Source organism: Nonomuraea sp. NPDC003707, assembly GCF_053587055.1.
The window spans coordinates 768,652-780,179 of sequence record NZ_JBSFNK010000001.1 but is presented as its reverse complement, the minus strand read 5'-3'; the positions used below and the strand labels follow the sequence as shown (position 1 = coordinate 780,179).

At 70.2% G+C, this 11,528-nt stretch carries 14 protein-coding genes; 7 read left to right on the top strand and 7 right to left on the bottom strand.

The annotated features are described in order from the left end of the window. The first annotated feature begins 157 nt into the window (after positions 1–157). The gene (locus ACWDRB_RS03630) at positions 158–676 is read left to right on the top strand and encodes a YybH family protein (protein ID WP_397365001.1); all 519 of its coding nucleotides are present in this window, start codon (positions 158–160) and stop codon (positions 674–676) included. Between the two features lie 105 nt (positions 677–781). Here the strand turns inward: ACWDRB_RS03630 and ACWDRB_RS03625 are convergent, their stop codons facing one another. Continuing rightward, entirely contained in the window at positions 782–997 is a 216-nt protein-coding gene (locus tag ACWDRB_RS03625; RefSeq protein WP_363966136.1) for a hypothetical protein, read from the bottom strand. A 161-nt stretch (positions 998–1,158) separates the two neighbouring features. Here ACWDRB_RS03625 and ACWDRB_RS03620 point away from each other — a divergent pair, with 161 nt between their 5' ends. After that, positions 1,159–2,049, top strand: coding sequence for a hypothetical protein (locus ACWDRB_RS03620; protein WP_449891719.1), 891 nt, complete (start codon positions 1,159–1,161; stop codon positions 2,047–2,049). 183 nt (positions 2,050–2,232) lie between these two features. Here ACWDRB_RS03620 and ACWDRB_RS03615 read toward each other — a convergent pair whose 3' ends face one another. Continuing rightward, a complete protein-coding gene (locus tag ACWDRB_RS03615; protein WP_449891718.1) occupies positions 2,233–2,892 on the bottom strand; it encodes a FadR/GntR family transcriptional regulator in 660 nt (219 codons plus the stop codon). Between the two features lie 92 nt (positions 2,893–2,984). Further along, entirely contained in the window at positions 2,985–3,389 is a 405-nt protein-coding gene (locus ACWDRB_RS03610) for a YbaB/EbfC family nucleoid-associated protein (protein WP_350723083.1), read from the bottom strand. Positions 3,390–3,555: 166 nt separating this feature from the next. Between ACWDRB_RS03610 and ACWDRB_RS03605 the strand changes: the two genes are divergently transcribed. Both ACWDRB_RS03605 and ACWDRB_RS03600 read left to right on the top strand, forming a co-directional pair. Further along, the gene (locus ACWDRB_RS03605; protein WP_350723082.1) at positions 3,556–3,864 is read left to right on the top strand and encodes a hypothetical protein; all 309 of its coding nucleotides are present in this window, start codon (positions 3,556–3,558) and stop codon (positions 3,862–3,864) included. Further along, the gene (locus tag ACWDRB_RS03600; protein WP_449891717.1) at positions 3,864–4,619 is read left to right on the top strand and encodes a WXG100 family type VII secretion target; all 756 of its coding nucleotides are present in this window, start codon (positions 3,864–3,866) and stop codon (positions 4,617–4,619) included. The genes ACWDRB_RS03605 and ACWDRB_RS03600 overlap by 1 nt, the downstream gene beginning before the upstream one ends. A gap of 17 nt (positions 4,620–4,636) precedes the next feature. On the opposite strand, the gene ppgK is transcribed toward ACWDRB_RS03600, so the two are convergent. Then, entirely contained in the window at positions 4,637–5,359 is a 723-nt protein-coding gene (ppgK, locus tag ACWDRB_RS03595) for a polyphosphate--glucose phosphotransferase (RefSeq protein WP_449891716.1), read from the bottom strand. 220 nt (positions 5,360–5,579) lie between these two features. Between ppgK and ACWDRB_RS03590 the strand changes: the two genes are divergently transcribed. After that, positions 5,580–6,635, top strand: coding sequence for a TIGR03118 family protein (locus ACWDRB_RS03590; RefSeq protein ID WP_350723076.1), 1,056 nt, complete (start codon positions 5,580–5,582; stop codon positions 6,633–6,635). Positions 6,636–6,915: 280 nt separating this feature from the next. Beyond that, a complete protein-coding gene (locus ACWDRB_RS03585; RefSeq protein WP_350723075.1) occupies positions 6,916–7,599 on the top strand; it encodes a TenA family protein in 684 nt (227 codons plus the stop codon). Here ACWDRB_RS03585 and ACWDRB_RS03580 read toward each other — a convergent pair. Beyond that, positions 7,560–8,138: an HAD family hydrolase gene (locus ACWDRB_RS03580; RefSeq protein WP_449891715.1), complete on the bottom strand. Its 579-nt coding sequence runs from the start codon at positions 8,136–8,138 to the stop codon at positions 7,560–7,562. The two genes, ACWDRB_RS03585 and ACWDRB_RS03580, sit on opposite strands and share 40 nt — an antisense overlap. A 108-nt stretch (positions 8,139–8,246) precedes the next feature. Here ACWDRB_RS03580 and ACWDRB_RS03575 point away from each other — a divergent pair, with 108 nt between their 5' ends. Further along, complete coding sequence (locus ACWDRB_RS03575; RefSeq protein ID WP_449891714.1) at positions 8,247–9,053, top strand: DUF4253 domain-containing protein; 807 nt, start codon at positions 8,247–8,249, stop codon at positions 9,051–9,053. A gap of 46 nt (positions 9,054–9,099) precedes the next feature. Here the strand turns inward: ACWDRB_RS03575 and ACWDRB_RS03570 are convergent, their stop codons facing one another. Both ACWDRB_RS03570 and ACWDRB_RS03565 read right to left on the bottom strand, forming a co-directional pair. Then, a complete protein-coding gene (locus ACWDRB_RS03570; RefSeq protein WP_449891713.1) occupies positions 9,100–9,933 on the bottom strand; it encodes an SAM-dependent methyltransferase in 834 nt (277 codons plus the stop codon). Positions 9,934–10,117: 184 nt separating this feature from the next. Next, on the bottom strand, positions 10,118–11,380 hold the full coding sequence (locus ACWDRB_RS03565) for a Scr1 family TA system antitoxin-like transcriptional regulator (protein WP_449891712.1): 1,263 nt from the start codon (positions 11,378–11,380) through the stop codon (positions 10,118–10,120). Between the last annotated feature and the right edge of the window lie 148 nt (positions 11,381–11,528).

The window sequence follows — 11,528 nt, the reverse complement described above, 5'->3', positions numbered from 1 at the left end:
TGCGCTGGTCTCGGGGCGGCAACGATCGCAACTCTGACCGGTCTCAGCCAGATCCAGTGAACCGTTACCGTGAGTAACACCCCAACGAGCTAAAGGCGTCGTGCGGAGTGGCCAAACGCCGCATTCGCGCATGGCGGGCGCGGGCATCAAAGCGGCCATGAGCAAGGTTTTTCAGCGCTGGGCACTTCTACCGGCGGCGATCGTCCCCGTCCTCCTGGTCGCCGGTTGCGACGTGGGCGGTGACCGTACGCAAGCGATGAAAGCGGCCGTGACCCCGACCGGTCCCTACACCAGGAGCCCGTCCCCGACCGCGACGGCGACGGCGGCCGGGCAGCCGCGCGGCGCCGTCGAGTCCTACTTCAACGCGCTCAAGGCGGGGAACGTGGACCAGATCGTCAGCCTGTTCACGGGCAACGCGGTGGTTGAGATAGACGGCGAGGCCACGGCCGAGGGCACCAAGGCGATCCGCAGCCTCTACCAGCAGCAGTTGCAGGGCGCGACCGACGTGGTGTCGGCCATGCACACCATCGTGGACGTGCGTACGGTCGGCGCCGAGAACGCCGTCGTCCGCTCGGGGAGCAAGCAGGGGGACGCGCGCTTCCGCGAGCTGTTCCTGCTCGGCAAGGAGGGCGGGAAGTGGAAGATCTCGGAGTTCATGAACAACCAGTCGTCCTGACCGCCGGAGCCTCGGGAATGGGCCACACGTCCTTTGCGGGACGTCCGCCGGGAATGGCGGGAATTCCGGGACGGATTCACCGGTCCGGTTAAGCCACGGTGCGGGCTACGACTGCGCGGTGCCGCGCGGGATGCGCGGGGTGATGCGGCCCTGGTCGATCATCGCCAGGTAGACGGCGAAGGCGCCCCGAGCCCACGTTTCCGCCTGTCGCGCGGTCAACCTGATCTCCTCGCCCTCGTGCGAGACGATCATGTATCCGCCCCAGGGCGCGCTCCGTCGCCACGCCACCAATACGTTCTCGAAAACGAGGACGTCGAGCATTGCGGTCACATATGCGCGTCCGGTGGCGGACACGGCGCAAGCCTCCTCGCTCCCCGCCGAATTCTCGCCTTTCCTCCATTGTGCGCGCCGTAACGGGAAATGTCGCAGGCCCGTCAGAACCTGGGCCGCGCCTCCGGTGTATCTGTACCGGAGGTGGTCCCATGAAGAGGATTCTGGCCGTGCTGGCCGCCGCGGTGGCCGGCACGGTGGCGCTGGTCCTGGGCGGCCTGCCCGCCGCCGCTGCCGGCGGGTGGGCGGTGACCTATCTGGATCCGGCGCCGTCCCGGTTCGAGGGCGGGACGTCGTACGCGCTGGGGTTCTGGGTGCTCCAGCACGGCTCCCATCCGTTCGCGGGGGATCTCGGGGCGGTCGGGCTGCGGTTCACCGGGGCGGACGGGAAGAGCCTGCGCTTCGGCGGCACGGCGCTGCCGGAGGCCGGGCATTACGCCACGTCGGTGGTGGTGCCTGAGGGGGTGTGGAAGGTGGAGGGCGTCCAGGGGCTGTTCCAGCCGTACGTGGTGGGGACGCTGACCGTTCCCGGCGGGCTGAAGGTCGATCCGGTGCCCGCCGAGATGGTGGCGCCCATGTCGGCGGAGAAGTCGTTCTGGGGGGCGGTGCGGCCGCCCGGGTTCCCGGATAAGGGTCCGGCGGTGATTACCCGGTCGCCGATGGGGCAGGGGAGTGCCGGTGCTACCGACGTGGGGCGGGAAGGCTCCGGTGACCCGGGTGGCCGGCGGGGAAGCTCCGGTGGTGCGGGGCAGGGATCCGGCGGGGTGCCTGTCTACGCGCTGGTGATCGCCGCCGTCGGTGGTGCGCTGGTCGCGGTGGTGGCCCTGTGGCTGCTGCCGCAGTCCCGCCTGCCGGGCCTGCCGCCTCGGCCGCCCTCGCCGGACGGGGCGTCGCCGAGGTGGCCGGCCCGTGTGGCGCGGCTGATCCGCCGGCCGCGCCGGTCGGAAGCCGAGCCGGACCCGCCCACGGGCACGCCGGACCCATCGGACCCGCCCGGGCCGACGGGCTCGCCGGGGGAGACGATCGTCATCTCCGGTAGGTGATCGGCGGTCCTGGCGGGGATAGCGCCGGGGTGTGCCTGCGGCGCCGCTTTCCCGAGCGGCACCGCGTCGCAGGCCCACCCCGGTTCCGCCACGCGAGCCTCGCCGCATCCCGACGCCGCGCTAGCCGGACGCGGCCCGATGCCACGGGGGTCGGATCGCGGCCCTACGTCGCGGGGGCCGTGTTCAGAGGTCGCGTTCCTGCTGGTCGAGGATGGCGACGGAGACGGCGACCGCGCGGGCCGCGTTGCCGTCCTCGATCGCGCCCAGCAGGTCGTCGTGGGAGCTGTCCGGCGTCAGGGCCGCCTGCTCCTGGTCCCTGACGCTGTCGCGCAGGGCGTCGCTCATGCTGCGGTAGAGGTCGCCGAGCAGGGCGTTGTGCGCGGCGTCCGCGACCAGCAGGTGGAAGTCCACGTCCGCGTCCGCGAAGCCGTCGAGATCGCCGGCGCGGGCGGCCGCGTCCCGGCGGGCCAGCGTCCGGCGCATCGCGGTCAGGTCCTCCTCGGTGCGCCTGCCCGCCGCGAGCCGGGCGGCCACGAGGTCGAGGCCGCGGCGCACGTCGATGATGTCCATGGCGGCCGCCGTGTCGAGCCGCCGGCGCAGGGCGACCTTGGACTCGTCGGTGGCGGTCACGTACGTGCCGTCGCCCTGGCGGGTGTGCAGGAGCCCGGCGTGGGCCAGGACCCGCACCGCCTCGCGCACGGACAGCCTGCTCATGCCGAGGCTCTGCGCGAGCTGGCTCTCGGACGGGATCTTGGTGCCGACCGGCCACACACCACGCGCGATCTCTCGGCGGAGCTCGTCGATCGCGGCGTCCACGAGCGAGGTCCGAGCGACGTTTCGCATGCACCCTCTCCTCATCGGATGGAGAACACCCACCCTAAGAGCTATCGCCGAAGGCGGGGTAGTCCGGCCGGTGATCGGGGGCGCGCCGCCGGTCAGCGCCGGGGCAGGGCGGAGAGGAAGGCGGACTGGACGGCCTCGAAGCGGCGGCCGACGTCCCCGAGGTCGAACGGCAGGCGCTCGCCGCCCTGGGCCTCGGCGAGGCGCTCCTCCAGCTGGCCCCGGGCCGACAGCTGGGCCGCGCGCAGCGCCGTCACGATCGCCTCGGCCAGCTCGTCGCTGCCCATCGTGCGCAGCACCCGCGCGTCCAGGCGGATGTCCCGGACGAGGCCGTCGGCCTCCACGGTGGCCTGGATCCGGCCCCCGGCGGCGGTGCCCTCCCCGGTGACCTCGCCGAGCCCGTCCATGGCCGTGGCGAGCTTCGACATGGCCTCGTCCGCGCGCCGGCCGATCCTGTCCAGCTCCTCGGGCGTGACGGCGGCCGGGTCGAAGTCGAACATGCCGTGACCTTCCTGTTCGTCGGCGCGACCAATGGAGTTGATCAAGATTTCCTGAACCCGTTGACAGCGGCTGGTTGCGCTCCGTCGAACATCCGGTGAACCCAGATGATCAACGCCTCCAAGGCGACAAAGATGACCTTCGACGCAGAACACCTGAAGGAGCGACATGTCCACCCCGCAGGAGACAAGGGTCATCACGTCCAGTGTCATCGCCGCCATGGGCGAGCGCTACGACGACGTCTGGGCCGGCCTCATGAAGACCGGAGACCGCGTCTACGACACCGACCTCGGCGACGGCACGCTGGGGACGATCTTGGCGAGAATCCTCGGCCCGGCCTACGAGACGGCGCAGCGAGGCTGCACGGAGGCCCTGCGGGGCGGCGCCATCGCCTCCCGCGGCATCACCGACAGCCTGGCCACCTGCGCGGGAAACTGGCGCAGGGCCGAGCAGGCCAGCATCGTGGAGTACGTGTGATGGCGCCCGCGCCGTGGCCGATCATCCGGACGCTCAAGGGGCTCCAGCTGTACGCGGGCGTCCCGCTGGTGTCGCTGGCCCTCCTGGAGTCCCTCCAGATGGACGTCGACCGGGTCTCGGAGGTCGCCAAGGTCTGGAAGCAGATGGCCAGGGACCTCGACAACCCCGTGGAGGTGCTGGACGGCATTCCCGCCGAGTCCCGCCGCGGCTGGATCGCCGACGACCAGCGGGAGTTCTCCCGGGTGACCGGCAAGATGCACGCGGGCACCGAGGTCCTGCGGGACTCCCTCGACCAGATCGGCGACATCCTCGACGGCGTGGCCAACGCCTTCCGGCTCTTCAAGGGGGCGATGGCGACCTTCTCCACGATGGTCGCCGCCTCCAGCGTGTACGGGCTGTCGATGATGGTGCTGTCACCCGTGGGGGCCGTCCAGGGCCGCCTGTACCTGAGATGGCTGCTCAACGCCGCGGACAAGGTGCTGACCGTGATGGTCGGCGCGCTCCTCACGTACTGCATGGGCCAGGCGACCATCGTCGCCTACCTGATCACGCAGGGGCAGGCGCTGGCCGACATGGCCGAGCCGTACGAGCAGGACGGCTGGCCGGGGGCGAGGCTGCGCGAGGTCGACTTCGCCACCGTGAAGATCGACAAGTCGGCGTTCCCCACCTTCCAGTACCCCGAGGGGAAGCAGGCCCTGCCGGACGACACGAAGGACTTCAAGTGGGTGGCCCCGAGCCGGCCCGGTACGAAGTGAGCCCGGCCCGGAGCGGCTCATGAGCGACGGGAGGCGGCCAGGGCGGCGCCGATGATGCCGGCCTCGTTCTGGAGGGTGGCGGGGACGACGGGCGTGTCGATGTGGACGTGCGGCAGGAACTTGTCGGCCTTCCTGCTCGCACCCCCGCCGATGACGATCAGCGTGGGCGACAGCAGCATCTCCACGTGCCGGAGGTACTCCTCCACCCGCTCGGCCCACTTCTCCCAGCTCAGCTCGTGCTCCTCCCGCGCCCGCGCCGACGCCCGGTGCTCGGCCTCCTTGCCCCGCAGCTCCAGGTGCCCGAGCTCGGTGTTGGGCACGAGCGTCCCGTCGGTGAACAGCGCGCTGCCGATCCCCGTGCCGAACGTCAGCACGAGCACGGTCCCGCGCTCCCCGCGCCCGCGCCCGTAGGTCACCTCCGCCACGCCGGCCGCGTCGGCGTCGTTCAGCACGGTCGCCCCGCCGAACAACCCGGCCGCGTCCACGCCGATCCACGAGTGGTCCACGTTGGCGGCCGTCAGCACGACCCCGTCCTTGACCACGCCGGGGAACGTCACCCCGATGGGACCGCTCCAGCCGAAATGCTTGACGATCTCCGCCACCGCTTCCGCCACCTCATCGGGCTTGGACGGCTGGGGCGTGGGAATGCGCAAGCGCTCCTTCACCAGCTCGCCGGCCTCGATGTCGACAGGAGCGCCCTTGATTCCCGAACCACCGATGTCAATGCCCAACACGTTCATGTCAATCCCTCTCCCCTTCAGGACACGAAAAAACTCCTGTCCCGATATTTCCGGAACCGGCTGAACCGGCCCACAGCCCTCCACGTATCTCGCGTCACAAGCGCTAACTAGGAGGCAACGGATGCGGCCACGCATCATCACACTCTGCGCTGTTGCGGTTGTGTGGGGAGCAACTCTCACCACTCCCGCGCACGCCACCACAACCAGGAACCGATTCGACGTGATCAACCTTGTGTCGGACGTTCAGGGCAAAGCCCCGGTCACCGACGCCAAGGTCGTCAACCCGTGGGGCCTGGCCATGGGCAAGACTCTGTGGGTCTCGAACACCGGCACCGGCACCGCCACCGTCTACTCCGGCACGGGCAAGAAGGAGCAGACCGAGGTGTGGATCCCCGGCGGAGCACCAACCGGCCAGGTGTTCAACCCGGGCGAGGGCTTCACCGTCAAGGGCAAGCCCGCCACGTTCATCTTCTCCAGCCCGAGCGGAGCCATCACGGGCTGGAACAAGGACGTGGACCCGAAGAACGCGATCATCGGGGCCTTCACCCGTGGCGCCGACTACAAGGGGCTGGAGCTCGTCGAGACCGACGACGGAGACTTCCTGCTGGCCGCCGACTTCGCGAGCGGGCGCATCCACGCCTTCGACGAGGACTTCCGGCGCATCAGCCTGAAGAGCTGGCAGTTCCGCGACCCGGGCGTCCCCAGGACGTACAAGGCCTACAACGTGGCGATCGCCAACGGCAGCATCTGGGTGTCCTGGGCCCTGCGTGACCCGTCCACCGGCAAGCCCGAATTCGGCGAGGGCAAGGGCTTCGTGAGCCGCTTCAACGCCGGCGGGCGCCTCACCGGCCGCATCTCCAGGGTCGGGCTCAACGCCCCCTGGGGGATCACCGCCGCGCCGAAGGGCTGGGGACAGTACAGGGGCGCGCTGCTCATCGGCAACTTCGGCGACGGCACCGTGCACGCGTACAAGAACAGCCGCCACCTGGGCGCGCTGGCCACGGCCGACGGCAACCCGATCGTGCTGCCCGGCCTGTGGGACCTGGAGCCCGGCACCGCCACCAACGGCGGCGAGAACTCCATGTGGTTCTCCGCGGGCATCGACGGCACCAAGCACGGCCTGATCGGCATCATCGCCCCGCAGGGCACCAAGCCGACGTCCACCGCGACGCCCACGTCCTCGCCGTCGAGCTCCCCGACGAACCACCCGTCGGGCCACCAGACGAGCGCCCCCAGTAGCCAGTCGTCCTCCCAGAATCCGTACGGCGGGTACTGAGCGGCGCTCGCTCGCCGTCGCCCCCGGCCTGGCGAGAAGCGCAGCTCGCCGAGCAAGGCCGGGGGCGGCGGTCACGCGGACGTTTCCGGCGCGGTTGGCGCGAGCCGCGCCGGAAACAACCCCCTTGTTGGTGCTTCCGCCGCACCCTTACTCCTCGCCGCACTCCGGCTGAGGTCCCTGGGATGTCTTTGAGGGAATAGGGGAAGGGCTGGCTCCTCCCGGAGGACCTGGTGTCCTCCGGGAGGAAGGGGTTGAAGTTCGTTTTGGGTACGGTCGGATCGTGAGCGAGCGATCCTTCAGTGAATGGCTCAGGGAGCAGTGCGAGCCCGAGTGGACGGCGGTGGTGACGCACCCGTTCGCGATGGCGATCACGACGGGCTCGGCGCCCGACGACGGCATGCGGCGCTACCTGGAGCAGGACTTCCAGTTCGTGGACTCGTTCACGGCCCTGCTCGGGGCGGCCGTGGCGAGCGCGGACACGTTCGAGGCGCGGGTGCCCTACGGGAAGTTCCTCGGCCAGGTGGCGACCACCGAGGAGAAGACGTACTTCCACCGGGCGCTGGCCGCGCTGAACGGGCGGACCGACGCGCCGACCGAGCCGGTGACGGCCGCGTTCAGGCAGCTCATGGACGAGGCGCGGACGTCACAGGACTACCTGCTGATCGTCGCCGTGCTCTGCGTGGCCGAATGGTGCTACCTGGGCTGGGCGTCGCGGGCCGAGCGGCCGCTGCCGGAGAGCTTCGTGCACCGCGAGTGGATCGAGCTGCACGAGGGTCCGGAGTTCCGGGCCTGGGTGGCCTTCCTGCGGGGCGAGCTCGACCGCCTCGGCGCGGACCTGGACGAGGAGCGCCGGACGGCGGTGCTGGACGTCTTCCGCCTGGCGGTCGAGCTGGAACGAGCCTTCTTCGACCAGGCCACCGACCATCAGCCCAGTACGGCCGCCAGATCCTGGAACGAGCGGTAGTGGACGCCGGTCATGCCGAGCGCCCTGGCCGCCTCCACGTTCTGCAGCCGGTCGTCCACGAACAGGCAGCGCTCCGGTGCGACCCCGGCCCGCTCCGCGGCGATCTCGTAGATGCGCCGGTCGGGCTTGGCCACGCCCACCCTGGCGCTGCTGACCACGTCGTCCGCGAAGTACGTGAGCCCCAGCAGGTCGAGATGCTGCTCCAGCGAGTCCGTGGCGTTGGTCACGATCACCACGGGCACGTGCTGCTGCGCCTTGGCCAAGAGCGCCCTGACCTCCTCGTCCACCCAGAACCGCACCTGCCCGAACTCGGCCACGGCCTGGCGGGCCCGCTCGTCGCCGCCGAGCGCGACGGCGACCGACTCCAGCCACTCCGCCTCGGTGGCCTGGCCGAGCGTGGCGGGCATGATCAGCGCGGGGTCGAGGGCCGTCCGCATGAGCGGCAGGCCGTACCGGGCCTCGATGTCGGCCTGGGCGGCGTGGTCGAAGAGCCGGAGCACTCCATCAAGGTCAGACAGAACCGCGTCAAAGGGGATCACAGCCCCTCATTGTGACAGTCGTCAGCATTTCCCGCGTCGTCAAAGGTCCAAGGGCGACCGGCCGGACTACCATCTCCGAGACAGGATTCGGTATCGGAACGGTAGGGCATGAGCGCACGCGAGCTGGGGCGGCTGTTCGCCGACGGCGGCAGGGGGCACAGGCTGCCCGCGGGGCTGCCGCCGGGCGAGGTGGTCTGGCCCGATCCCGGCTACACCCGGCAGGGCCAGGCGCTCAGGCCGGCGTTCTGGATGAGCGAGGAGGCCGCGTCCGGCGAGGACTGGAGGCGCATGCGGGAGTGGCACCCGCACAGCGGCCTGTGGCCGGTGCTGCTGGACGAGTCGGCGCAGCCCTGGGGGGTCGGGCAGATCGTTCCGGACGATCCCCGCCAGATCGACCACTTCACCGCCGAGGGGTTCATGGCCGAGGTGTGGCAGGAGTGGGTGACCCAGATGCCGCAGGCCGCGCTGGAGGAGCTGGACCCGTTCGGGGCGATCTGTCCCGGCCCGGCCCCGCCCGGGATGCTCAAGGCCGCCCCCGAGGCGGTCGCCGACTGGCTCGCGGGCGAGCTGGCCGTCAAGGGGATGCCGCTCGGCCTGGTCGCCGCCCCCAGGAGCGCCGACGCGCTGGCCGTGATGGGCTGGCAGGGCGCGCTGCACCACAACGAGTGGATGATCCCGCTGGCCGCCGTGGTGCGCAGCTGGGAGGACCGGTTCGGCGCGCGGGTGGTGAGCGTCGGGTTCAACACCCTGGACCTGAGCGTGGCCGCGCCACCGGTCGATCCGGAGCACGCGTTGCACGTGGCCGCCGAGCACTGGACGTTCTGCCCGGACAACATCGTCCAGGGCCCCGGTGACCTGCAGGCCTATGCCGAGCAGATCATCGGCGAGCACGCCTGGTCGTTCTGGTGGGACTGAGTCCGGCCGCGCGCACGACAGGGTGGCTCGGCCGGACCGTCCGGTGTCAGGGGAGGTGGGCCACGGCCCCGTAACTCCCCGAAGAACTCGGCTGGTCGGCGCAGGCGGTGTCGAGGCCGTCCGGCCGCCATTCCGGGATCCACACCAACCCCGGATCGACCAGCACCAGACCTTCGAGCAACGCCGCGACCTCCTCTCTGTTGCGAATCGCGTGACCCGGCAGCGTCATCGCCAGCAGGTCGTGAATCGCTCCCAGCAGCTCCGGCGGGACCGCGTCGAACGTGGTCTGCAGCAGCGACAGGTAGCTGCCTTCGGGCACCACCTGCCGGATCCGCTTGATCACGTAGTGGAAGTACTCGTCGTCGTTCAGGCTGTGGGTCGACAGCAGCAGCACGGCCATGGGCCGGTCCCAGTCGAGGAACGTCTGCAGGACCCGGTCATCGAGGATGTCGTCGATCTCGCGCACGTCGCCCTCTACGACGCGTACGAGGTCGGTGACGGGCTCGATGGTCGCCCGGGCTCCGGCCAGCACCATCGGGTCGTTCTCCACGTAGACCACACGGGGGACCGCGCCGCACAGGGCGTCACGGGCCACGTCGTGCAACTGTCTGCCCGCCGGCAGGCCGCTGGGCACTCCACTCCCGACAATGACGAACTGGTCCACACCTTCGCCGGCCAGATGACGCACCACACGGCACAAATAGTGGAGCACGGCCCGTGCGGCCGTCGTCACGACGGGAGCGGCCTGGTCGTAGCGGCGCACTGCGTCTCTGTCCGCCACGAAGTTGTTCTTCCCACCCGTGGCCGCGTCGAGAACCCGGGTGATCCTGGCTTGGGTCATCTCCAGCTTCGCCAGGTTTCGGATGGCACGCTGACGCATTGAGTGTTGCCCCTTTCCCCTCGCCCACTTTCTCGGGAAAAGAATGATCCTTTCGGACCCCACTCGATGACCCAGAACTTATGATCCTCGCTGCGCGGCGGATGGCAACCGGAAAAGCCATTAGTTTTCGGTATATCTGCCTAACCCTCTACCGTGAATAACGATCATCCATTAGGGAAGGAGATCACTTTCCGAGGGAACGCGAAAGCCGTTCGCGATGGAAATTCAACACCTCGAAAGTCTCTTCGCGGGTCGTCGTCGTCACCGACAGCTTGGTGAACGCCTGGTGGTACGCCTCCACCGCGGCGGTGTCGGTGATCAGCTCGTCGGACTCGATGCCGTGGGCGCACGCGATGTCCGCCTCGAACGCCTCGGCGAAGCGCCAGAGCGTGAACGGGCCGGTGCGCGGCACGTAGACGGGATCGTCCGTCGGCAGCACGTGGAGCGAGACGTTGGGCCGCTTGGCGTGCTCGATGAGCTGGTCGATCTGGCGGAGCTGGACGTGCGGCCCGACGATCGAGCGGGTCAGCACGCTCTCGTCGATGACCGCCCACACCACGATGCCGCTGTCGCGGGCCACGGCCTCCTGGCGGGCCAGCACGAGGGCGAGCGCCTCGTCGACCGTCTGCTGCCCGAGTGTCGCCGGCCCGGTCACGGTGACGGCCGCCCTGGCGTATTCCTCGGTCTGCAGCAGCGGCGGGACGAACTGGGGGTGGTAGGTGCGGATCACCGTGGCCCGCTGCTCCAGCGCGTACGTGGTGGCCAGCCAGACCGGCACCGACTGCGCGTCGTACCAGGCGGCCTCGCGCTCGCCCCTGGCCAGCGACAGCACGTATTCGCGGATGGGCGGGGCGGTGACGCCGTAGAGGGCGAGCAGGCGCTCGGCGGTGATGGGCGCGGGCGCGATCCTGCCCTCCTCGATGGCCGGGATCGCGGCGGCTCCCTTGCCGATCGCCGTCTCCACCTGCGCGACCGACAGGTCGGCGGCCAGGCGCAGGCCGTGCAGCCGCCTGCCGAGCGCCCGGCGCTGCGTCCCGCTCAGCGGCGCGGCGGCCTCGGGGATGTCGGGGGAGGAGGGGGGCTCGGGCTCGTCGGGCAGCCCTTCGGCCCTGCGGGCCAGCTCGACCACGCCGCGCAGCAGGGTCAGGGAGCTCTCGGACAGCTCTGAGGTGCCCAGGCCGATGGCGGCCGCGCGCAGCTGGAGGTCCTCGACCGCGCCGGACTCGAGGTAGTCGTCACCGACCAGCCAGCCGACGCTCACCTGGAGGCACGAGGCCAGCGCCCTGAGCACCTGGAGCGTCGGGTTGGTCTGCTTGCCGGTGCGCAGCTGGCTGACGTAGGCGCGGGTAATGGGGATGCCCGCCTCCGTCAGGGCGGAGGCGACCTGCGCGCCGGTGAAGCCGCGCTTGGTCAGCGCAAGATCGAGCCGTTCGGCGAAGTTCGCCACGGCACACCTCCATCCACCGCCCGTGAACTTTTCCAGCGTAAGGGACGCGAGCCGCACTGTCCCCTGCCATGCGGGGCAGCTCTGCCCCGCGAGTAGGTATCAACTTATGCGCAAACTGTCAGTTGACATAGCCTCGCTCGTAAGCAGA

Excerpts from the sequence above, each read along its gene's own strand:
- ACWDRB_RS03630 (WP_397365001.1), top strand. The coding sequence starts at position 158 with ATGAGCAAGGTTTTTCAGCGCTGGGCACTTCTACCGGCGGCGATCGTC.
- ACWDRB_RS03625 (WP_363966136.1), bottom strand. The coding sequence starts at position 997 with ATGCTCGACGTCCTCGTTTTCGAGAACGTATTGGTGGCGTGGCGACGG.
- ACWDRB_RS03620 (WP_449891719.1), top strand. The coding sequence starts at position 1,159 with ATGAAGAGGATTCTGGCCGTGCTGGCCGCCGCGGTGGCCGGCACGGTG.
- ACWDRB_RS03615 (WP_449891718.1), bottom strand. The coding sequence starts at position 2,892 with ATGCGAAACGTCGCTCGGACCTCGCTCGTGGACGCCGCGATCGACGAG.
- ACWDRB_RS03610 (WP_350723083.1), bottom strand. The coding sequence starts at position 3,389 with ATGTTCGACTTCGACCCGGCCGCCGTCACGCCCGAGGAGCTGGACAGG.
- ACWDRB_RS03605 (WP_350723082.1), top strand. The coding sequence starts at position 3,556 with ATGTCCACCCCGCAGGAGACAAGGGTCATCACGTCCAGTGTCATCGCC.
- ACWDRB_RS03600 (WP_449891717.1), top strand. The coding sequence starts at position 3,864 with ATGGCGCCCGCGCCGTGGCCGATCATCCGGACGCTCAAGGGGCTCCAG.
- ppgK (WP_449891716.1), bottom strand. The coding sequence starts at position 5,359 with ATGAACGTGTTGGGCATTGACATCGGTGGTTCGGGAATCAAGGGCGCT.
- ACWDRB_RS03575 (WP_449891714.1), top strand. The coding sequence starts at position 8,247 with ATGAGCGCACGCGAGCTGGGGCGGCTGTTCGCCGACGGCGGCAGGGGG.
- ACWDRB_RS03570 (WP_449891713.1), bottom strand. The coding sequence starts at position 9,933 with ATGCGTCAGCGTGCCATCCGAAACCTGGCGAAGCTGGAGATGACCCAA.